Raw genomic sequence first — 20,954 nt, 5'->3', positions numbered from 1 at the left:
TAGAGCATTCGGCTGTTAACCGAAGGGTCGTTGGTTCAAACCCAACTCGGGGAGTCTGGAGGAATCCTGTGAACGTCATCGTTTGCAGGATTTTTTTTATTACATAGGAAAGCTGCTGCATAACGCTTATAATAACGGCTGTTCTAATGGCAGTATGTGTGGTACTGAGTCTTACGAAAAAAAGTTGAATTAAAAATAGAAAGGGCAGATATAATTGTGTGGAAACTGCCGAAAGGCAAAGGAACTATTGCCCTTTTCTTATAAGGCAGAGAAATAGACATGATAGAACACGAAGGAGGCTACATATAATGACATATAAATTTCCAGAAAGAATATTTAAACAGGGGAATCGATATTTTATTAAAATCCCATTCAATGTATGGGAAGAATGCGGTCAAAAGGGATCAGTGCCGGTTCGAGCTTACATAAAAGACTGCATATTTGAGTGCAGGCTCATTCCAAAAGGAGAAGGCATTTATTACATACCCATTACAAAGGATATTGTAAATCAGATTAATTGCGATGATGAGATAAATGTCTCCTTTGAAATCATTAACGGATTAACCAGAATCAATCATGATAGTCCATATTCAAAGGAAAATCCGATACGAAAAATCCGGGATATCCAAAGTGTCACTTATCCGAAAGCCGGATACTGCGGCCAGACATGCATCGCTATGCTGACGGGACTAAGTGTAGATGAAGTAATTGATATTATGCAGGCTAAAGCATGGCAGTGTTCTTTCTCAAAGCTATTAGAAACATTAGACTATTTTGGCATTTTACATGATGGAAAGATTACTTACACTAAAGGGAAAGAATTTATGCTGCCAGAGTGTTGTATCCTTAATGTCAAAGATAAGAAGATCAACCATCTTGTCTTGTATTATAAAGGGCAGTATTATGATACGAAGGATATTCATTTTGACGATATCATAGGCTACTTAAAAATCATTGTCGAATAGAGTACTAAACTACAGCAATAGGATGCTAGTGGAGGAATATGATTTGTGCTGCATTGAAGAGAAAGTACATGACCTTTATAGGAAAGAGGATATTAACTGTGCAAGGAGAATGCTCCTGTGCTTAAGTGAGTTGTTTGATATATCACTGGATCAGTCAAAAACTCACATGTGATGCTGTAAGATTTGCGTTTAATTATATCAAGGCGATTCAAGAAGGAGGTCAAATGATGCATATAAAAAAAGTTATGGGTGCAAAGAAAGAATTCATTGATTTGCTGCTCCTTGCGGATGAACAGGAAGATATGATTGATAGATATCTTGAGAAAGGCGATATGTTTGTATTGGATGATCATGGCATCAAGGGGGAGTGTGTTGTTACAAAAGAAGACGAGGGCGTCTATGAGCTTAAAAATATTGCCGTGCTGCCGGAATCTCAACGGAAAGGTTATGGAAAGAGCTTGATAGAATTTGCAATCTCGTATTATACTGACTGTAAAGTCCTGCTTGTCGGAACAGGGGACTGTCCTTCTGCCCTTGCTTTCTATCATAGCTGCGGTTTTATGGAATCCCACAGATTGAAGAACTTTTTTACAGATAATTATGACCACCCAATGTTTGAAGATGGGATACAACTTGTCGATATGGTCTATTTGAAGAGGGAACGATAATATTTAATATATCAGGGAGGTAGAGGAAAAGTGACATGTAGAATAAGAAAATGGGAGATGTCGGACGCCAGGGATTTAGCAGAGGCGTTATCCAATACAAAAGTACAGAACAATCTCCGGGACGGATTGCCCTATCCTTACACGGAACAGGATGGAAAAGATTTTATTTCTGAAATGCTTGCCGCGGATGAAAATGAAACGTTTGCCTTTGCTGTCACGGCAGACAGCAAAGTAATAGGCAGCATCGGAGTTTTCCGGCAGCAGAACATACACAGACGGACTGCCGAGCTGGGGTATTACATAGCAGAAGAATATTGGGGCAGAGGATTAATGACTGAAGCCGTAACACAAGTCTGCCGGCACGTCTTCGAAAATAGCGACATCATCCGTATCTATGCAGAGCCTTTTGCTTATAATGCCGCATCCTGCCGGGTACTTGAAAAAGCAGGTTTCAAATACGAGGGGACGTTGCGAGATAATGCTGTAAAAAACGGCAAGGTTATCGACATGAAGATGTACTCACTGCTGAAAGCAGAAAGATAAAAAGGAACAGACACAATAGCTGCACGATGAAGTCATTTCTAAAGCGAAAGGGAATATCAGCCTGGTGATTGTAAGGAAATGACTGAACTGTTTAAAATACCGTCTATTCAGCTATGGAAAAGGGCAGATAGAAATGAACGGCAGGGATAATTGGTTTGACAGAAATTTAAATCTATGGAGGATATATCTATGGCTAAACTTGCATTACAAGCTGTAACTAAGCTAATAAGCGGTTTCGTATTGATTGGTCTTCTTCTATTCTTGCCTGCCGGTTCAATATCTTATCTGGGGGCATGGCGTTTCATTGCGCTTTTATTTGTACCAATGCTATTTGTTGGGGGAGTCTTGATGATAAGAGCTCCCAATTTACTCAGGAAACGTTTGAATGATAAGGAACCGGAAATGGAGCAGAAAATAGTTATTGTCCTGTCTGGCTTAGAATTTATAATTTGCTTTATAGTAGCAGGGCTTGATTACCGTTTTGGCTGGACAAGTCTGCCGAAATGGTTAATCGGCATTTTCTGTGTTGCATTTCTCATATCTTATGGAATCTATGCTGAGGTAATCAGAGAAAATGCGTATCTTTCAAGGACGGTTGAAATACAGGAAAACCAACAGGTTATTTCAACAGGACTATATAGGTTTGTGAGACATCCAATGTACTTTTCCGTTGTATTGATGTTTTGGGCAATGCCTTTGGTACTGGAATCTCTGCCTGCCTTTATTGTAATGGTGCCTTTTCCCTTATTACTTGTAAAACGTATCCGGAACGAAGAAAAGGTACTTGAAGAAGGCCTATCGGGATATAAAGATTATGAAAATAGAGTAAAGTATAGGCTCATTCCATTTGTCTGGTAAGACACTTTATTTCCATCGAAAGGTATGCCATGGGAGAAATGAATTTGAAGTAATAGCAGTATTATATTGTAGGAGGTAACTTAGATGAAATATGAAGGCGTATGTATAGCAGTGAAAGACGTAAATCTCTCTAAAAAATTCTATCAGGAGATATTTGGACTTGAGGTCTTACAAGATTATGGTATAAATATTTCCTTTGGCGCGCTGTCCCTGCAGCAAGATTTTGACTGGCTGGCAGGAGTACCCAAGGATAGCATACTGGAAAAACCTCATAATATGGAACTGTATTTTGAGGAAGATGACTTTGACGGGTTTATTGCCAGATTAGAACAACGTAACGATATCCAATACTTAGGGGATGGTGTGAGGGAAGCCGGATGGGGACAACGCTCTGTACGTTTCTACGATTTGGACGGCCATATTATCGAAGTTGGTGAAAACATGATAATGGTTGTAAAACGGTTCCTGGATTCTGGAATGTCAATGGAGGAGACTTCTAAACGGATGGATGTATCTATGTCCGATCTGGAGTCGATTCTTTATAGTTAATGATATAAGGAGCCACCGCACATGGCCGGGTTATTTTCAGATATTGAAAATAACCCGGCTTTTCCATGTACCTTGTCATACATATAAAATCCTTCGTAATCTTATGGTTGACAGATTGAACTGTATATGATAAAGTTACAGTATAAACTGTAACAGAATAATATACATATAAAGCGGAGGTATGTCATGTCAGGTAATAATTATTATGACGCTGTTGTCATCGGTTTTGGCAAAGGAGGAAAGACAATAGCAAATGCTCTTGGAAATGCGGGAAGAAAAGTTGCAATGATTGAACAATCGGAAAAGATGTATGGGGGTACCTGTATCAATGTCGGATGTATCCCCACCAAATCGCTTGTGCACAGCGCCAGGGAAGCGTCAAGCGGATGTAAGACAGGCAGAGAGGCGTATGCGGAGGCTGTAAAGAAAAAGAGCCTGCTTGTCGAAAAGCTGAGAAAAAAGAACTACCAGAAGCTGGAAAACAGTCCGAACGTGTCGGTCATCCAGGGCAAAGCAAGATTCATATCGCCACACGAAGCGGAGATTGACAGTTCGGGAAGGAAACAGATTATCTATGGAGACCAGTTTTATATCAATACAGGTTCTTCACCATTCATCCCTCCTATCAAAGGGATTAAGGCGAACCCTTACGTATACCTCAGCGAGACATTGTTAGACTTAGAGGAGCTGCCGGAACGCCTCGTCATAATCGGAGGTGGCTATATAGGCGTTGAGTTTGCATCCATCTATGCGGATTTTGGGGCGCAAGTATCCATCCTTCAGGATGGAAGCGTGTTTCTGCCAAGAGAGGACGAAGAGATTGCCGGAAAAGTCCGGGCTAATCTAGAACGGCGTGGTGTCAGGGTACTTACAGAAGTACAGGTGGAAGAAGTCAGAGAGGCAGCCGGTCATGCGGACGTCATCATCGGTACTAAGGAAGGTCCGGACACCCTGGCTGCAGAGGCTGTGCTCGTAGCCACTGGTAGAAGGCCTAATACACAGGACCTTAATCTGGAGGCGGCCGGTGTGCAGACGAATGAGAGAGGCGGCATCATAACAGATGATACAAGGACGACAACCGCTCCTCATATCTTTGCGATGGGTGACGTAGTGGGTGGGCTGCAGTTTACTTATATCTCCCTGGATGATTATAGAATGGTAAGCTCTAAAGTATTAGGTGACGGGAGCTATACGTTAGAGGAACGGGGCGCAGTTCCGTATAGCGTGTTCTTGAACCCCCCGTTTTCCAGGGTGGGAATGAGTGAAGAAGAGGCAGCCAAAGCAGGTTACAAAGTTATGACCGCGCGTCTTGAAGCCACAGCCATACCAAAGGCCCAGGTAGTTGGGCAGCCCGATGGTCTTCTGAAGGCGGTGGTTGATGCCGGCACCGGTAAGATACTCGGGGCCCATCTCTTCTGTGAGGAATCTCACGAGCTGATCAATCTCGTCAAACTGGCTATGGATGCGGGGCTCCACTATACTACATTAAGAGATATGATATTTACACATCCGACGATGGGAGAGGCGCTGAACGACCTTTTTAACATATAGCATATCTGCCTGTGGTTAGGATTTTCAGAATATAAGAGACAATAGAATAAGCCTGTGGATTGGTCAGCCAATCCACAGGCTTATTCTATTGTCTCTTATATTATATACGTACCTATATCGTGATATAATGATAAATAATAGTCGGGAGGTGCTTAAAAAGTGAAGACAAGAAACCTAGATATGATGATTTATGGATACCTGCTGACCCGTATCCACTATGGGTTTTATCGAGAAGAGGAGCCGCTCCCTTCCGCCCAGAGGCTCGGCAAACTTTTTAACGTATCTGACATGGCGGCGCGCGGGGCCTACCGTCTGCTTGAAAAGGATGGCTGCATTTTGAATGTAAGAGGGAGAAGAACTGTTGCGGGCAATCATATTGCTGAACAGGAGAAGACCAATCTTGATAAATTCATAGTGAGCGAGGAACTCATGCAGGACATACTATGCAGCTTTGACCTGATCTTCCCGGAAGTCTTCTTCTACGGGCTTAATGCCTGCAGTGAAAAGGAGATTCATAAGCTCTATGGAATTCTGGACCGCCCTGCTCTCTCCTGGGACGAACCAACTCTGGATTTTTTGGCTCATGTAATCAAAGGGCTGAAGAATCCTCTTTTAATTGATTTGTATTATGATGTGGCCTTATTGACATATCCGGCCTTTCTGTCGCGTCTCGGGAAGTCGAAAGAAGGGTGGGAAGAGGCGCACAGAGAACTGTCGCCGCTGCTATATGAACTGCTGCGTGTCAGAGAAGAGGGGAACAGAAGAACTTTATGGAGCCAGATTGCCCGGCGATGTCCGGCTTATAATACTGAAAAAGGGGCGGTATCAGAGGATACGTACGAATGGGGCAGGAGAAGGACCTGCCTGGTGGCAGCCGGTAAAATTTTATACAAGATTAACAGTGGCGAATATCCTGTTGATACATTTCTTCCCTCTGCCAGGATACTGGCGGAACAGACATCAACGCCTATCATTACCATGCGGAGGGCTATCGCGCTGCTGAATGATCTGGGAATGGCCGAGTCCGTGAACGGTAAAGGCACCAGGGTGATATCATCGGAGAAGGGGCGCAGGAGAGTGAAGTGGCGTTCACCTGCTCTCAATAAAAACGTCAGGCTGTACCTGTATTCGGTGCACATATTGGCAATTACGTCCCAATCACTGGCGGTCCGTGCATTTCCGCTTATGAACGTTGAGAAGAGGAGGAGAATAAAAAACGATATTGAATGCCTGCTGGAGAGGGAGGAACATGCAGGTACGATAAGCTATATCTGCATTAAGGCGTTGATGGATGAGATGGATCTACCTTCGTTGCGGGAGATATACAATAAGCTTCTGCAATATCTTATATTAGGCCAGCCGCTGTCCTGTCTGCAGCCATATCTCAACATGGACGGGCAGGCAAGAGAGCTGATGGCCGGACTGGAGAGCGGCGATGCCTTGATGTTTGGAGTGGCGCTGAAGAAGTCCTTTTTCGTAATGTTCAGCTCTTCCAAAACGAAGGCAGCTTTTATGGGAATCGAGGGACTTGAAGAGCTGACGCTTCCTTTTTAAAACAGTGGAAGAGGGATGACAGTTGCATATATTTACCAGAAACGGAGCATGCTATACGGGAGGTGAATAATATGCAGAATAAATCCTACTGGAAAGAGACCGTATCGATTCCGGCACGCAATCCACTCGCCGGGGACATCAGTATAGATACCGTTATTATCGGGGGCGGTATGGCAGGGATACTGACCGCCTTTTTACTGCAGAAAAAAGGGCGGGAATGTATTGTGCTTGAGGCAGGACGCATCGGATGCGGGCAGACAGGATGCACGACTGCCAAAGTGACATCACAGCACAACCTGATATACGCGGGGCTCATCAAGGCGAAGGGCGAGGCGCTGGCAAGACAGTACGCGCAGGCCAACCAGGCGGCTGTAAGAGAATATGAGTCCGTGATACGCCGGCTGAAGATTGAGTGTGACTGGAAGGAATGCCCGGCATATCTGTATGCGGACAGGAAAAAGACAGAACTCCACAATGAATATATGGCCGCGCTGCGTCTCGGGATTCCGGCTAAATGGACAGAGGATACGGAACTACCGTTTCGGATTGAAGGGGCCCTCCGTTTTGATGCTCAAGGACAGTTCCACCCGATGAAGTTCTTAAAAGCACTGTCTGAAGAAGTTACGGTATATGAGAATACGAAAGTATTAAAGGTGACAGATAACGGGGTGGAAACAGATAAAGGCAATGTGCAGGCTGCAAATATCGTATTTGCCAGCCACTATCCGTTCGTAAACATGCCAGGCTACTATTTTATGAGAATGCATCAGGAGAGAAGCTACGTGCTGGCAGTGAAAGGGGCGTCCCCGTTAAATGGCGTCTATCTGGGAGTTGATGAGGACAGCCTTTCCCTGCGGACAGCCGGAGATCTCCTCCTTATCGGAGGGGGAGCACACCGGACAGGGGATAACGAGTACGGAGGCCGATACAAGAAGCTGGAGGGTGCGGCCGCCCGCTGGTGGCCGGGCAGCAAAGAGGCGTTCCGGTGGTCTGCGCAGGACTGCATGACGCTGGACGCAGTACCCTATATCGGCCGGTTCAGCGCCAGGAAGCAGAACTGGTATGTGGCAACGGGATTCCAAAAATGGGGCATGACTTCTTCTATGGTGTCTGCCATGATACTATCCGATCAGATCTGCGGTGAGAAGAATCCTTATGAAGAAGTCTTTTCTCCACAGCGCCATATCGGGCGGAGCGCGGCTGGCAGCCTTATCAAGGAAAGCGGCCACACGGCGACGACATTGGCAAAGCCGTCCAAGCTTCCGGAGGAAAGAAAGGAAAACGTACGGACTACCCGCTGTTCCCATCTCGGATGCCATCTGTCATGGAATCCCGATGAAAAGACGTATGAGTGTCCATGTCACGGCTCCCGGTTTGATTGTAAAGGAAGAGTGACGGACGGCCCAGCACAGAAAGACATAAGTATTGGAGGTGAAAGCTGATGGACAAGTTTCCTTATTTTGAAGGCTGGTACGTGAAGCATCAGGCTGACGGCAAAATGATAGCTTTTATCCCCGCAGTCCATGCAGGAATAACAGGGGAGTGGGAGGCTTCTATACAGGTCATTACGGAGGAAGGTTCCTGGTGCGTCTCCTACCCGGTATCCGAGTGCAGGATTGATAAGAAGAACTTCAGAATCAAAATGGGGGAGAACCTGTTCTCAAAAAAGGGCATCCGGATAAATATTAAGAGCAAGGAACTGTCAATCCAGGGACAAATCAGCTACGGACCGTTTACGAGACTGAAAAAGAATATCATGGGACCGTTCCGGCTGCTTCCGTTTCTGGAGTGCAATCATGGCGTCGTGAGCATGAGGCACCGGGCAGAAGGCACTCTGACGGTAAACGGGACTATGATAGAGATGAAAAACGGCCTGGGATATATCGAGACTGACTGGGGGCATTCCTTTCCGAAAGAATATGTGTGGACACAGTGTCTGCTTACCGGCAGGCAGGAAGGCAGCATCATGCTCTCCGCCGCTGACGTGCCGCTCTGGGGAAGGAGCTTTTTCGGTACGATAAGCGCTGCATATATCGGCGGGCATATGTACCGCATGGCTACGTACCTTGGTGCCAGAATCATACACTATAGTGAGAGCGAAGTGCATGTGAAGCAAGGGAAGATGCACCTCAAAGTTACGAAGCTTGGGGAGCGGTCTTTTGGGCTGTATGCCCCGCAGAAAGGCAGCATGTGCAGGGTAATACGGGAAAGTCCGGTATGCAGGGTGCGGTACCAGATGTGGAACGGACAGGAGCGTATATTGGATGTAACAGATAACTGTGCATCCTTTGAATCAGTAAGAGCACAGCGGACATAACCTTTGCCGCTGTGCTTTTCTTCTTGTTAATTTTATGGCATAATAGAGATGCGATAGCTTTGATTATTAAAATATCAGAAAGGAAGATGGAGGAGAGGTTATGGAAAAGAAATTGAAAAATGTCTGGCTTCTGGGGCTTGTGCTGCTCACAGCCGCTCTGATGGCCGGAGGGTGCGGCAAAAAGGCGACCCCAGAGAATCTGCTGACAGATATGTACAAGAACAGCAAAGAAGTTAAATCAGTATCAAGCAACATGAAGCTGGCTGCTGAGATGGGGGATGATACAGATACCCTGGCACTAGATCTGGATGCAGACATCACCGCTACGAAAAAGCCGGAGGCAAGCCATATAAAAGGCAAGGTGGGAATCAAGTTCGGCAGCACCGATTTCGGAACGGATATGGAAGTCTACCAGGTAAAAGAAAAAGATGAAATCATATCTTATACATATATCCAGGGACAATGGACAAAGCAGACTGCGGATTCAGAAGAAAATGTCCTGGATGAAGGCATGTATGAAGGCCTTAAAAAGGCTTATAAGTCGTTTGATATTAAGAAGGACCTTGTCAAAGTCAATGATAAAAAGTGCTATGAGCTTACAGGAAAGGTTGACGGCGGACTTTTAAGCGGGATTATCGATCAGGATATGCTTGATTCTGTTACTTCTGGTGTGGATTTGGACGCTGATGTAATAAAAGACGCTAAGATTCCGTGTGTCATCGACATCTACGAGGACAGTATCCTGCCGGCCAGAATCCATATAGATATGAAAGACGTACTTGCCAAAATGATGGGTGATGAGTACGAAGGATTAGAAGTAGATGAATACTATGCGGAGCTTACTTACAACGAATATGACAAGGTGGATGAAATCAAAGTACCGAAAAAAGCAAAAGAGGCTGCGGATGCCGGGAGCGGTTTTGACTGGGATTCCGGTGACGATGATACAGACAAGGCAAAGGCGACACCGGCCAGGCAGAGCAAGGAATTAGGTGATAAATGGAACAGCTATACAGTCCAGATTGGAGAGAAGGTCGTAACGCTTCCCTGTAGCATATCTGACCTTGAAGCGGCAGGGCTGGCTCTTGACACAGAGGATACCCCGGCAGATACGGCCGTGGAGGCGGACGATTATGTACTGGCGTATTTTGTAGACAAGAACGGGAATGAAGTTATGGTAGACCTGATCAATACATCAGGCGAGGCTAAGAAGGCAGAAGACTGCCTCGTGGGCGGCATATCCGTAGATGAGTACGGCCTTGAAGGAGGATTGAGCATTCTGTTTCCGGGCGGCATAGCTGTTGGAACCGCTAAGGATGACGTGCTGGCGAAGTACGGGGAGACAGATGACACATATGAAGGGGAGTCGCTGCATATGTTTACATGGTCGGACGAAAGCAGCTATTTCAGCCAGTGTGAGATTGATATAGACCCGGAGACGAATAACGTGTGCCAGATGTCTATGACTAGATACGAATAGGCAGAACAGTTCAAAGGCAGCCGGTACTGACCCCGGTTGCCTTCTGCCTGTCCCCCCCTTCTTGGTTTTACACATATCTTCCACTGGTAATCGTGCCGGAATATTGTTAGACTTAATATCAGGAACAGGCAGAGCGGATGGGCATGAGAGGTACATATGGAGCGTAACAGAAAAGACGGTAAGGGACAAAAAGACGGAAATATGAGAAGGATGACAGCCGGGTGCATATGCTTTGTGGCGGGCCTTCTCCTGCTATATGCGGCAAAAAGGGTTGGCGGCATGGCGGACTGGTACTCGCGGCATATCTACAGCAGGCTGGAAGGGACCATAGGACGGGTATCCGGGCTGTTCCCTTTTTCCCTCGCAGAGATTGGGCTTTATTTGCTGGCGTTGTCGCTGGCGGTATGGGCGGCACGCACGGTGCTTAAGATTCTGAGGAGGCAGGACGGACGGGCCGCGGCAGCAAAGCTGCTGACAGGGTTATTTCTGACAGCAGGCCTACTGTTTTTGGTCTATGCATTGAACTGCGGGGTGAATTATGAGCGGACTTCTTTTTCAGACAGCGCAGGGCTGAAGACAAGAGAATATACGGTGGAAGAGCTGAAGGAAGTGTGCATCTGGCTCACGGACGAGGTCAACGCAGCCGGCGGTCTGGTCGGCCGCGGCGATGATGGGGTCATGGCACTTGACAAGAATGAAACAGAAGGAGCGGTAGAGGCAATGGAGGCTCTTGGACGGACATACCATGAACTGTCCGGGTATTATCCGGTTCCCAAAGGCCTTCTTAACTCATGGATATTATCCGTACAGAACTTGACCGGCATCTATTCTCCGTTTACAATAGAGGCAAATTATAACAGTGCGATGACAGATTATAATATACCGTTTACGGCCTGCCACGAGCTTTCTCATCTGAAAGGCTTTATGCAGGAGCAGGAGGCCAATTTCATCGCTTGGCTTGCCTGTACCAACTCGGAAAGAAGAGATTTCCAATACAGCGGGAGGCTCATGGGGTGGATCTACTGCATGAATATACTGCACAAAGAAGACTACGAGGCTTATCAGGAAGTGCGCGCCAGACTGTCTGCAGAGATTGAACCTGACCTGCAGGCGAATCATGATTTCTGGGAGAAGTACGACGGAAGGATTGCGGAGGTGGCTAACCAGGTAAACGATACATATCTGAAGGCGAACGGACAGGAAGAAGGTGTAGAAAGCTACGACAGAATGGTAGATTTGATTGTTGCATATTATTATGCCCTTTCAGATTGAGGGCGGCCATGGAGGTGAACAAGCATATGGACACAGGGTCAAGACTTACGGTCCGGGCGTATCACGTAGACGATGTCTCCTACGGTGGGCAGAATGAGATTACGGTGGACGGGACGATGACAATATGCAGGGAGACGGCGCAGGAGCTGTGCGATCAGGAGCCGTTGATTCGGGATATACAGATTCGGATTATCCGGCCGGATGAGCACCGGCAGCATACGAATACGGTTATGGACGTTATTCCCCTGTCCGCGAAAGTGCTCGGGAGAGTAGGGGAAGGCATCACCCATACCCTCACAGGCGTATATGTTATCCTTACAGGGATAGATGAAAGCGGCAGGCAGGTGTGCAATTTCGGCGCCAGTGACGGAATCCTGGAGGAGAAGATAGCCTGGGGGCAAGCCGGGACGCCGCTTAAGAGCGACATCCTCATATCTTTTGATGTGGTGCTTATGGAGAATACGTGGGCGGACCGTTCGGGGCCGGAAGCAATACACCGTGCCTGCGACAGATTCTGCCAGATATTCCGGGAACAGATGAAACGTTTTAATGGATACAAGTGTACCGAAAAGCACGTATTTCAGGAGACGTACGAACAGGGGCGCAAGGATGTCGTTATCGTAAAGGAAGTGTCGGGGCAGGGAGCTGTGTACGATACGAGGCTGTTTGGAACGGAGCCGGGCGGCTTTGAAGGTGGGCATTCGGTTATCGATATGGGCTGCATGCCGGTAATCGTCACACCGAATGAATTTCGTGACGGCATCATGCATGCCATGGACTGATGTCGTGCCGGAAAGGAAGAGGAGGTGCATTATGGGACTTGGAACAAGTATGAAGGAGACGACGCTGCACTATTACAGGGATCCTCTCGTCGAGATCCTGTCGGAAGATCAGGATGTGAACCTGAGAGGGATAGTGATAGTCGGCTCCCCGGATAAGAATGAGGACAAATATCTATCGGCGGAGAGAGTGGGTGTATCCCTTGAATGCATGCGTGTGGACGGAGCGGTGTTCTCCTGCAACGGACTGGGGAATAACCATATTGACTATGCACATTCTATTGAGGCGGCAGAAAAGAGAGGCATTCCTGTCGTGGCGTTGAGCCTCTGTCCGGCGGGGGACTTCGTCGTCCAGAACAAATACATGGATGGCGTTCTCTGCTATTACAAGACTTTGGACGAAGGCCGGCAGGCCGGTGACGAGACGACGGTGCTGGCGCAGAATACGGTGACAGAGACGGACGTGAGGAAAGCACTGGCAATGCTGAAGCTGAAAATGAGAAAAAAGGAGAAGGAAGGATAGGGCGGGACATGCCCTGTACAGGTGGCAATTATGGAAGATTCAAAGAAGCTGTCCTGCATCGACTGTGCAGTGACAAATTGTAATGACGGTGATAAGGGGTTCCCTTCTTTCTGCCTGACGACGCATATGGATGAGAAGGTGTTTGCACAAGCCCTTGCCTGCTATGAGGAAGAAGATAACAAGAAAGCCATGGTTGCGGCAGCAGAAGTAGAATATGAACATTACTGCCAGTATACCAGAGTGGAAGAGATTATGGACTTCGCCCGTAAGATAGGGGCGCATAAGATAGGGATAGCTACCTGTGTCGGCTTAATCAGAGAGAGCAGGATGCTCGCTAAGATATTGCGGAAACATGGATTTGAAGTCTATGGTGTAGGCTGTAAGGTGGGAACGGTGCCTAAGGTGGATGTCGGCATCCCGAAGAAATGTGAAGGGGTGGGCAAGACGATGTGCAATCCGATACTGCAGGCAAAGCTGCTGAATGAAGAACAGACAGATCTGAACGTAGTGGTAGGCCTCTGCGTCGGTCATGACAGCCTGTTTTATAAATATTCCGATGCACTTGTCACTACCGCATTGACAAAGGACAGGGTGCTCGGACATAATCCGGCGGCAGCGCTGTACAATGCAGAGAGCTATTATAAAGGGAAGTTCGGGCTGTAGAGACATGAGCCGGAACGTATCACGGCAGAACAGCCGGAGAGGGGACAGGACGAAAAACGCATAAGCGCGGTGTCCATACCCCTCCCGGCTGCCTTCCTGACGGGATTCCTCTCTAATCCAGTTTTATCTTGGCCAGCGCATCGGCGAACGGATTATTGAGGGGTTCCTTTTTTTTGTTCTGCTCTTTCATATATCGCTGGACGTCTTTTTTGGATACGCCCGCGCCTTCTTTTTCTCTTCGTTTTTTGAAAGCTGAGAGCTTTTCTTTATAGCCGCAGGAGCAGACGAAAGTTTCCTCCTCATTCTTTTTGATTAGCTCCATCTTTTTATGGCATACCGGACAGCGTGCATTGCTTGTGCGGGCTATCGTTTCGCGGTAGCCGCACTCTCGGTCCTGACATACGAGCAGCCGGGAGTTCTTGCCGTTCACGGCAAGCATCCGTTTCCCACAGCGGGGGCACTTGGCATTTGTCACATTTTCGTGGCGGAAGGTGCCGTCCCCGCGCCGGATTTCTTCGATGAGCGCCTTCGTGTAATCCTGGATTTCCTGGATGAATTCGGTGTGCTTGTGGGTTCCTTTAGCGATGCCTGCCAATTCCATCTCCCAGCTTGCGGTGAGCTCTGGGCTTTTTAAGTCTCCGGGGACGAGTTCCAGCAGCTGCCTGCCTTTGGAAGTGATGAGTATCTCCTTGCCTTTCTTCTCTATATAGAAGGAGTGAAACAGCTTCTCGATGATGTCCGCACGGGTGGCCACCGTTCCAAGTCCGCCTGTCTCCCCGAGCGTCTTGCGTGCTTCTGCGTCCGTGGAATCCATGTATCGGGAGGGATTCTCCATGGCAGAGAGGAGGGCGGCTTCTGTAAACCGGGCCGGCGGCTTCGTCTTTCCTGTGGTGATGCGGATACCGGATATGGCGAGGGTCTGGCCCTCCGCAAGCTCAGGCAGGGCCTGGTCCGCTGGTCCGGGCTCGGAAGCGGTATCACCGGCATCATCGTCGTCCCATCTGTCTTCGTAGACGGTTTTCCATCCCATCGAGCGTACCACTTTGCCCCTTGCCAGAAATACCTGGCCGCCGGCAGCAGCCTTCATGGTCGTCTGCTCGTACTCAAAGGGAGGGTAGAGCACGCTCAGGAAACGGCGCACGACGAGATCGTATATCTTGCGTTCTTCATTGGACATATGGTCGAGCTGTACATATTCCTCTGTCGGAATGATCGCGTGGTGGTCGCTTATCTTCTTATCGTCCACAAAAGACTTGTTAACCTGGAGCGGCCTGTTTATCAGACTCCCTGCGATGCTCTTATATGGTCCTGTGGAACACGCCTTGAGCCGCTCTTTGATCGTTGGGACGATATCGGTGCCGATATAGCGCGAATCCGTCCTTGGATACGTGAGCACCTTATGGTTCTCATACAGGCGCTGCATGATGTTCAGCGTCTCTTTGGCGGAGTAGCCGAAGCGCCTGTTGGCGTCCCTCTGGAGTTCGGTCAGATCATACAGCCCAGGAGAAAGTGTTCTTTTGGATGCTTTTTTGATCTCTTCAACCTTCATGGAGGCATCCTTCAGACCGGCGGAGATGTCCTTGATATAGCTTTCGTTGAAGCTGCGGCAGCTTCCGCCTTTCTTGTCCTGCCAGGTCCATCTCACGTTGCCTGCCGTACATTCCAGCCCATAGAAGTCCTTTGGCCGGAACTGCCGGATCTCCTCTTCACGTCTTGCGATAATGGCCAGGGTAGGGGTCTGGACACGTCCGCATGACAGCTGGGCGTTATATTTGCATGTCAGCGCCCGTGTCGCGTTGATGCCCACAAGCCAGTCAGCCTCCGCCCTGCTTTTAGCGGCGAGGTAAAGGGGCGTATAGTTCCTGCCGTCCTTCAGGTCTGCAAATCCCTCCCGGATCGCTTTGTCGGTGACAGAAGATATCCAGAGGCGCCGTATGGGCTTATGGCAGCCGGCCTTGTCGAGGATCCACCGGGCCACAAGCTCGCCTTCCCGTCCTGCGTCGGTGGCGATGATGATATCTGCGACATCCTTGCGGAAGAGCTGCGTTTTGACGGACTGATACTGCCTCGATGTCTGCTTGATAACGACGAGTTCCCACCTTCCCGGAATCATGGGGAGGTCCGACATGTTCCATTCTTTGTACTTCTTGTCATAGCCTTCCGGGTCAGCCAGGGTCACGAGATGTCCAAGCGCCCATGTCACGATATATCTATCACCTTCGATAGCGCCTGGGATCTGCTTCCGACAGTGGAGCACCCGGGCGATATCCCGCGCTACGGAAGGCTTTTCTGCTAATACTAAGGATTTCATAAGCAGTCTCCTTTCAAAATATCTCTTACCAACATAACGAATCGAAGGACGTTTGTCAACCACGGCAGTTTTGGATATATGGGACATCGCAGAAGAAAAGAGCGGTTTTTGCAGAAAACTGTTGCAAAACCTGATAATATATGGTAACATAAGTCTCGGTCACGCTTAAGGCAAGCGTGATATGGCCCCGTGGTCAAGCGGTTAAGACATCGCCCTTTCACGGCGGTAACACGGGTTCGATTCCCGTCGGGGTCATCCATAAAGTCCGCTGGATTCTTTTCTAAAGGAATCCAGCGGTTTTTTTGTTACGCGGAAAGCATATTTAGCTGTTCAGGCCGTATGATGGATGATAGAATATAGTCAGATATATGGATATACACGAAAGATAACGACGTTGGGAAGGGGGAGCATATGGTTCTGGACATCTTTATGAATCTGATGCTGAATATCGGACTGTTGGCATTGATTGCCCAGGGGCTGACGAAATCTGACCGGATGAAGCGGATCTTTTTCCGGTATGCGGGAAAGACCGGCAGATGGAAGGACAAGATATTGCTGTCGCTCCTGTTCGGTGGAATCAGCATACTTTCCACTTACACCGGGATCAGCGTGCAGGGAGCCATCGTAAATACCCGGGTAATCGGAGTGATGGCCGGGGGAATCCTGGGCGGTCCGGTGGTAGGCATAGGAGCGGCTCTCATCGCGGGGGCCCACAGATATCTCTGTGATATCGGAGGATTGACCGCGGCGGCCTGCGCGGTGTCTACGATTGTAGAGGGGCTTCTCGGCGCGGCTTTTTCCGGCTATGTGAGGAAGCACAAATGGCGGCACGGGGATCTGTTTATTATCACTACAGCGGCTGAAATCCTGCAGATGGTCCTGATCCTTCTGATTGCCAGGCCATATGAGGCTGCGTGGGCGCTCGTGAAGGTGATAGGGCTTCCTATGATTATATTCAATTCCTTTGGCCTTGTCATCTTCATCCACATCTTCAATTCTATCCTAATCCAGCAGGATAAGAAGTCTGCGGACAGCGTACGCAAGGTGCTCGGCATTACAGACCAGTGCCTGCCCTACCTTAGGAAAGGCTTGTATAATGTAGGCAGCCTGAACAAGGCTGCGGAGGTAATCGTGGATTATACCGGTGAAGACGGGGTGATATTTACCGACTGGAATGATATTCTGTGCACCCATGCGCTTCACCCTAACCTGGATTTGAAGAAGCTTGATAAGGTTCCCCGTATTATCATGGAGGCGATGGAGAACGATAAGGTATGCCTGTCGGAGCATGCAGGGGATGATCCGGCAACGCAGGGGATACTGGAGAACCATGCGATGCTGACGGCCCCGCTTAGAAGAGAGAAGGATGTGATCGGGAGCTTTTCCCTGCTCATTCACAAGTACAAGATATCTGTGGATTTGGACCGGGATTTTGTGGCAGGGCTGGCGAATATCATATCGACCCAGCTGGAGCTGTCCGAATTGCAGAAGCAGAAAGAGCTGCGCCAGAAGGCAGAGTTTGAGGCTCTGCAGTCCCAGATAAATCCGCATTTTCTCTTTAATTCCCTCAGCATCATAACGGCGCTTTGCCGGGAACGGCCGGAGGATGCGCGGGAGCTGCTCGTAGTTCTGGGTGATTACTTCCGCAATACGCTGCAGACGAAATCCTATATGATAGACATCCAGGAGGAGCTGAACCATGTCAGGGCATATCTGCGGCTTGAAAAGGCCCGTTTTGAAGAACGGCTTTCTGTTGAGATAGATGTCCCGGAGGAACTTCATATCGAAGTGCCTCAGTTTATCCTTCAGCCTCTTGTGGAAAATGCCGTGAAGCATGGAGCCATGAAGCGGGAGAGGGGAAGCGTGCATATCAGCGTGTCGGCTATCGAGCGGGGCGTGCGGATAGTTGTCGAGGATAACGGGAAAGGGATGCCCGGTGAGGTCATGGGCGCACTTGCGGAAGACAAGATGCCCCATGAGAAGGTCGGATTAGCCAATGTACATAAAAGGCTGAAAAGCATCTATGGGGCTGCAGGGGGACTGCACATACAAAGTTCCGTGGAAGGTACGGCAGTCAGTTTCCTTATACCAAAAGGAGGGAGACACGGATGAAGATAATGATTATTGAAGATGAGAGGCTTACAAGAGGCGAGCTCATATACCTGATTCGCCAGAGCCTTGAGAAAAGGGGGATGGAGGCAGAGATTCTGGAGGCTGCAAGCGGTAAGGCGGCTGTCGAAGTCCTGGCGGAAGAGGAGCCGGATCTCATTTTTCTGGATATCCATCTCGGGGACATCGAGGGGACGGTGCTGGCATCCATGATACGAAGAAGCCATCCTTGTGCACAGATTGTATTTGCCACTGCGTATAACGATTATGCGGAGAAGGCGTTCGATGTAGAGGCGCTCAACTACATATTGAAGCCATATGACAAGGCGAGGGTGGACCAGACGCTGGAGCGGTTCTTTGCGCTGGATGATAAGGCGACAGGGCAGGGACAGCGGCTTACGAGGATCTCTATCCCTACAGAGAAGAAGCTTGTGGTCGTAAACGTGGAGGACATCGTATATCTGGAGACGGTAAAGAGAAAGTGCATCATCCATACGACGGGCGGGGAGATTGCCAGTACAGGAACGATCAGCGCATATGAAGAGCGGCTGAAAGGTTCGGGTTTCTTCCGGATACAGAAGAGCTTTTTGATTAATCTGAAATACGTTGTGGAAGTCTATCCGTGGATCAATAACTGCAGCTGTGTCAAGCTTCTCGGCTATGAAAAGGAAGTGCTGACCGTGAGCCGGGGGCTGCTGAAGCAGCTCAAAGAACTGCTCGATGCGTGAATGGCGGAGGAAATGATGGCATCATGCACATGAAAAACAACATTTTACACAGATATATATACATGATAGACAAAAAAGCACCAATCCTGAATCTGTATATGTTAGAATCCTTTCAAATAAAGGAGGGACTCAAAACAGAGGAAGGAGAGGTGTTTTTATGATTACTTTTTTAGTATGCCTGATAATACTTGTGGGCGGATATTTGATTTATGGAAAGTTTGTCGAGCGGACGTTCCAACCGGATAACAGGCCTACCCCTGCAACTACGATGGCAGACGGGTCGGACTATGTAAAGATGCATCCGGCAAAAATCTTTTTGATTCAGCTCCTCAATATCGCGGGGCTTGGCCCTATCTTCGGCGCGATACTGGGGGCTTACTGGGGGCCGGTCGTGTTCTTGTGGATAACATTCGGAACTATCTTTGCAGGAGCGGTTCATGACTATCTGTCCGGGATGATATCGATCCGGCACAAAGGCAGCAGCATTTCCGAGATTGTCGGCCTGTATCTTGGACCGGTCATGAAGAACATCATGCGGGTGTTTTCCGTGGTTCTGCTCGTCCTGGTAGGTGTCGTATTTGCGACAGGACCTGCGAACCTTCTTGCAATGCTGACTCCAAATTCACTGAATGCGGCATTCTGGCTTACAGTGATAATCGGATATTATTTTCTCGCGACGCTTGTCCCAATCGATAAGATCATCGGCAGGGTATACCCGATATTCGGTATCTGCCTTGTAATCATGTGCATAGGCGTGGCAGGCGGAATAATCGTAAAAGGATATCATATACCGGAACTTACGCTGAGCAACCTGCATCCGGACGGACAGAGCATCTGGCCCTTCATGTTCATAACAGTGGCGTGTGGTGCCATCTCCGGATTCCATGCGACACAGTCCCCGCTTATGGCGAGATGTATGGAAAAAGAGACGGACGGCAGGAAAATCTTCTATGGCGCGATGGTGGCGGAAGGCGTCATCGCTCTTGTGTGGGCGGCAGCCGGGGTTGCTTTTTATGAGACTACAGGCGGACTTCAGGAAGCGGTCGTTCGCCTGGGCGGCCAGGGCGGCGTCGTGTATGAAATCTGCAATACTTTGCTTGGACCAGTCGGCGCCGTAATAGCGATGGTTGGCGTCATTGCCTGTCCGATATCTTCAGGGGATACTGCATTTAGAAGCGCCAGACTGACGATAGCAGACTGGTTCAAGATAGGACAGAAGCCTATTAAGAAACGTCTTGCACTTACGATACCTCTGTTAGCAGTGGGCGCACTGCTGACACAGGTGGATGTCACGATAGTATGGAGATATTTTTCCTGGAGCAACCAGACGCTGGCGATGATAGCACTCTGGGCGGCAGGCGCGTATCTGGTGAAGAACAAGACTGCCCCATGGATAGCCGTGGTTCCGGCGACGTTCATGTCAGCAGTCAGCCTTACATATATCCTGATGGCGCCGGAAGGATTCAAGCTTGGCGCATCGGTTGCCTATCCGGCGGGAATTATATTTGCGATCGGATGTCTAGCGGCGTTCCTGCTGCTGATATATAAGAAGACGGAAAAAGCAGATGGTAAAGAATTAGCTGCTGAATAATAACAGTCCCTCCCAGATTCCCCGCCAGGAGAAAATCCTCTGGCGGGGAATTTGGGTCTTAATTATGAATATTCTTATTGACGAAACGGCAAAGCTTTGATATAATAACAACTGGTCACTTCCAAAAGATATGATGTGGCCTCAATAGCATATGGCGCCATAGCCAAGCGGTAAGGCAAAGGTCTGCAACACCTCTATCACCAGTTCGATTCTGGTTGGCGCCTTCTGAAAAGCCCGGAAATTCAGGTTTCCGAGGCTTTTTTGTTTTATTAAAAATAAGAACGGCTGACGACAAAAAAGGGAATACTGAAAATATGCCTATCGGGCAAGAGGATAGGATGGTCAATGGAAAGGAGAAAGATATGACAGCAAAACAGGAAAGTAGAAAGGCAAGTGAAAAGGGGATTTATGTTGACATTGTGACCGGTGAGCCGCTTTTCAGTTCTGCTGATAAATTTGAATTACTAGCATAAAGGCCTGACAGAGTTTGGAC

19 protein-coding genes and 2 tRNA genes are annotated in these 20,954 nt (G+C 48.5%); 20 read left to right on the top strand and 1 reads right to left on the bottom strand.

Annotated elements, in window-relative coordinates:
• Window positions 1-308: 308 nt before the first annotated feature.
• The 14 genes from HJV72_RS15945 (at window position 309) to HJV72_RS15880 (ending at window position 13,722) form a co-directional block, all read left to right on the top strand.
• The gene (locus HJV72_RS15945) at window positions 309-965 is read left to right on the top strand and encodes a DUF1905 domain-containing protein (protein ID WP_208072443.1); all 657 of its coding nucleotides are present in this window, start codon (window positions 309-311) and stop codon (window positions 963-965) included.
• 227 nt (window positions 966-1,192) lie between these two features.
• Window positions 1,193-1,633, top strand: a complete 441-nt coding sequence (locus HJV72_RS15940; protein ID WP_208072447.1) for a GNAT family N-acetyltransferase — start codon at window positions 1,193-1,195, stop codon at window positions 1,631-1,633.
• 30 nt (window positions 1,634-1,663) lie between these two features.
• Window positions 1,664-2,176 (top strand): GNAT family N-acetyltransferase, encoded by a 513-nt coding sequence (locus HJV72_RS15935; RefSeq protein WP_208072441.1) that lies wholly within the window; start codon window positions 1,664-1,666, stop codon window positions 2,174-2,176.
• Window positions 2,177-2,365: 189 nt separating this feature from the next.
• Entirely contained in the window at window positions 2,366-3,034 is a 669-nt protein-coding gene (locus tag HJV72_RS15930) for a methyltransferase family protein (protein WP_208072440.1), read from the top strand.
• Between the two features lie 84 nt (window positions 3,035-3,118).
• On the top strand, window positions 3,119-3,583 hold the full coding sequence (locus HJV72_RS15925; RefSeq protein WP_208072438.1) for a VOC family protein: 465 nt from the start codon (window positions 3,119-3,121) through the stop codon (window positions 3,581-3,583).
• Window positions 3,584-3,769: 186 nt separating this feature from the next.
• Entirely contained in the window at window positions 3,770-5,134 is a 1,365-nt protein-coding gene (locus HJV72_RS15920) for an FAD-dependent oxidoreductase (RefSeq protein WP_208072436.1), read from the top strand.
• Between the two features lie 159 nt (window positions 5,135-5,293).
• On the top strand, window positions 5,294-6,688 hold the full coding sequence (locus HJV72_RS15915) for a GntR family transcriptional regulator (RefSeq protein WP_208072434.1): 1,395 nt from the start codon (window positions 5,294-5,296) through the stop codon (window positions 6,686-6,688).
• Between the two features lie 71 nt (window positions 6,689-6,759).
• Complete coding sequence (locus HJV72_RS15910; RefSeq protein ID WP_208072432.1) at window positions 6,760-8,130, top strand: FAD-dependent oxidoreductase; 1,371 nt, start codon at window positions 6,760-6,762, stop codon at window positions 8,128-8,130.
• On the top strand, window positions 8,130-9,005 hold the full coding sequence (locus tag HJV72_RS15905; RefSeq protein WP_208072430.1) for a tocopherol cyclase family protein: 876 nt from the start codon (window positions 8,130-8,132) through the stop codon (window positions 9,003-9,005). The genes HJV72_RS15910 and HJV72_RS15905 overlap by 1 nt, the downstream gene beginning before the upstream one ends.
• Window positions 9,006-9,105: 100 nt before the next feature.
• Window positions 9,106-10,485, top strand: a complete 1,380-nt coding sequence (locus HJV72_RS15900) for a DUF6612 family protein (RefSeq protein WP_208072428.1) — start codon at window positions 9,106-9,108, stop codon at window positions 10,483-10,485.
• A 156-nt stretch (window positions 10,486-10,641) separates the two neighbouring features.
• Window positions 10,642-11,757, top strand: coding sequence for a DUF3810 domain-containing protein (locus tag HJV72_RS15895; RefSeq protein WP_208072426.1), 1,116 nt, complete (start codon window positions 10,642-10,644; stop codon window positions 11,755-11,757).
• Window positions 11,758-11,783: 26 nt separating this feature from the next.
• A complete protein-coding gene (gene prdD, locus HJV72_RS20025) occupies window positions 11,784-12,539 on the top strand; it encodes a proline reductase cluster protein PrdD (RefSeq protein ID WP_208072425.1) in 756 nt (251 codons plus the stop codon).
• A gap of 31 nt (window positions 12,540-12,570) precedes the next feature.
• A complete protein-coding gene (locus HJV72_RS20020) occupies window positions 12,571-13,059 on the top strand; it encodes a glycine/sarcosine/betaine reductase component B subunit (RefSeq protein WP_208072423.1) in 489 nt (162 codons plus the stop codon).
• Window positions 13,060-13,089: 30 nt separating this feature from the next.
• On the top strand, window positions 13,090-13,722 hold the full coding sequence (locus tag HJV72_RS15880; protein WP_208072421.1) for a DUF1847 domain-containing protein: 633 nt from the start codon (window positions 13,090-13,092) through the stop codon (window positions 13,720-13,722).
• 112 nt (window positions 13,723-13,834) lie between these two features.
• Here HJV72_RS15880 and HJV72_RS15875 read toward each other — a convergent pair whose 3' ends face one another.
• The gene (locus tag HJV72_RS15875) at window positions 13,835-16,033 is read right to left on the bottom strand and encodes a DNA topoisomerase III (protein ID WP_208072419.1); all 2,199 of its coding nucleotides are present in this window, start codon (window positions 16,031-16,033) and stop codon (window positions 13,835-13,837) included.
• A gap of 183 nt (window positions 16,034-16,216) precedes the next feature.
• Here HJV72_RS15875 and HJV72_RS15870 point away from each other — a divergent pair.
• The 6 genes from HJV72_RS15870 (at window position 16,217) to HJV72_RS20015 (ending at window position 20,934) form a co-directional block, all read left to right on the top strand.
• Window positions 16,217-16,288: transfer RNA gene (locus HJV72_RS15870), tRNA-Glu, on the top strand.
• A 156-nt stretch (window positions 16,289-16,444) separates the two neighbouring features.
• Window positions 16,445-18,145: a LytS/YhcK type 5TM receptor domain-containing protein gene (locus tag HJV72_RS15865; protein WP_208072417.1), complete on the top strand. Its 1,701-nt coding sequence runs from the start codon at window positions 16,445-16,447 to the stop codon at window positions 18,143-18,145.
• On the top strand, window positions 18,142-18,870 hold the full coding sequence (locus tag HJV72_RS15860) for a LytR/AlgR family response regulator transcription factor (protein WP_208072415.1): 729 nt from the start codon (window positions 18,142-18,144) through the stop codon (window positions 18,868-18,870). Before HJV72_RS15865 ends, HJV72_RS15860 begins: the two co-directional genes overlap by 4 nt.
• A gap of 157 nt (window positions 18,871-19,027) precedes the next feature.
• On the top strand, window positions 19,028-20,461 hold the full coding sequence (locus HJV72_RS15855) for a carbon starvation CstA family protein (RefSeq protein WP_208072413.1): 1,434 nt from the start codon (window positions 19,028-19,030) through the stop codon (window positions 20,459-20,461).
• 153 nt (window positions 20,462-20,614) lie between these two features.
• A tRNA-Cys gene (locus HJV72_RS15850) sits at window positions 20,615-20,685 on the top strand.
• A 114-nt stretch (window positions 20,686-20,799) separates the two neighbouring features.
• Window positions 20,800-20,934 (top strand): peptide-methionine (R)-S-oxide reductase, encoded by a 135-nt coding sequence (locus HJV72_RS20015; protein WP_256435979.1) that lies wholly within the window; start codon window positions 20,800-20,802, stop codon window positions 20,932-20,934.
• Window positions 20,935-20,954: the final 20 nt, after the last annotated feature.

Origin of the sequence: Extibacter sp. GGCC_0201, assembly GCF_017566055.1 — a bacterium.
GTDB lineage: Bacteria > Bacillota > Clostridia > Lachnospirales > Lachnospiraceae > Extibacter.
This window is presented reverse-complemented; position numbering and strand designations above follow the sequence as displayed.

Coding starts and splice junctions, on each gene's coding strand:
- HJV72_RS20020 (WP_208072423.1), top strand. CDS start 12,571: ATGGGACTTGGAACAAGTATGAAGGAGACGACGCTGCACTATTACAGG.
- HJV72_RS15920 (WP_208072436.1), top strand. CDS start 3,770: ATGTCAGGTAATAATTATTATGACGCTGTTGTCATCGGTTTTGGCAAA.
- HJV72_RS20015 (WP_256435979.1), top strand. CDS start 20,800: ATGGTCAATGGAAAGGAGAAAGATATGACAGCAAAACAGGAAAGTAGA.
- HJV72_RS15930 (WP_208072440.1), top strand. CDS start 2,366: ATGGCTAAACTTGCATTACAAGCTGTAACTAAGCTAATAAGCGGTTTC.
- HJV72_RS15880 (WP_208072421.1), top strand. CDS start 13,090: ATGGAAGATTCAAAGAAGCTGTCCTGCATCGACTGTGCAGTGACAAAT.
- HJV72_RS15905 (WP_208072430.1), top strand. CDS start 8,130: ATGGACAAGTTTCCTTATTTTGAAGGCTGGTACGTGAAGCATCAGGCT.
- HJV72_RS15910 (WP_208072432.1), top strand. CDS start 6,760: ATGCAGAATAAATCCTACTGGAAAGAGACCGTATCGATTCCGGCACGC.
- HJV72_RS15865 (WP_208072417.1), top strand. CDS start 16,445: ATGGTTCTGGACATCTTTATGAATCTGATGCTGAATATCGGACTGTTG.
- HJV72_RS15945 (WP_208072443.1), top strand. CDS start 309: ATGACATATAAATTTCCAGAAAGAATATTTAAACAGGGGAATCGATAT.
- HJV72_RS15875 (WP_208072419.1), bottom strand. CDS start 16,033: ATGAAATCCTTAGTATTAGCAGAAAAGCCTTCCGTAGCGCGGGATATC.
- HJV72_RS15855 (WP_208072413.1), top strand. CDS start 19,028: ATGATTACTTTTTTAGTATGCCTGATAATACTTGTGGGCGGATATTTG.
- HJV72_RS15860 (WP_208072415.1), top strand. CDS start 18,142: ATGAAGATAATGATTATTGAAGATGAGAGGCTTACAAGAGGCGAGCTC.
- HJV72_RS15940 (WP_208072447.1), top strand. CDS start 1,193: ATGCATATAAAAAAAGTTATGGGTGCAAAGAAAGAATTCATTGATTTG.
- HJV72_RS15925 (WP_208072438.1), top strand. CDS start 3,119: ATGAAATATGAAGGCGTATGTATAGCAGTGAAAGACGTAAATCTCTCT.
- prdD (WP_208072425.1), top strand. CDS start 11,784: ATGGACACAGGGTCAAGACTTACGGTCCGGGCGTATCACGTAGACGAT.
- HJV72_RS15895 (WP_208072426.1), top strand. CDS start 10,642: ATGGAGCGTAACAGAAAAGACGGTAAGGGACAAAAAGACGGAAATATG.
- HJV72_RS15900 (WP_208072428.1), top strand. CDS start 9,106: ATGGAAAAGAAATTGAAAAATGTCTGGCTTCTGGGGCTTGTGCTGCTC.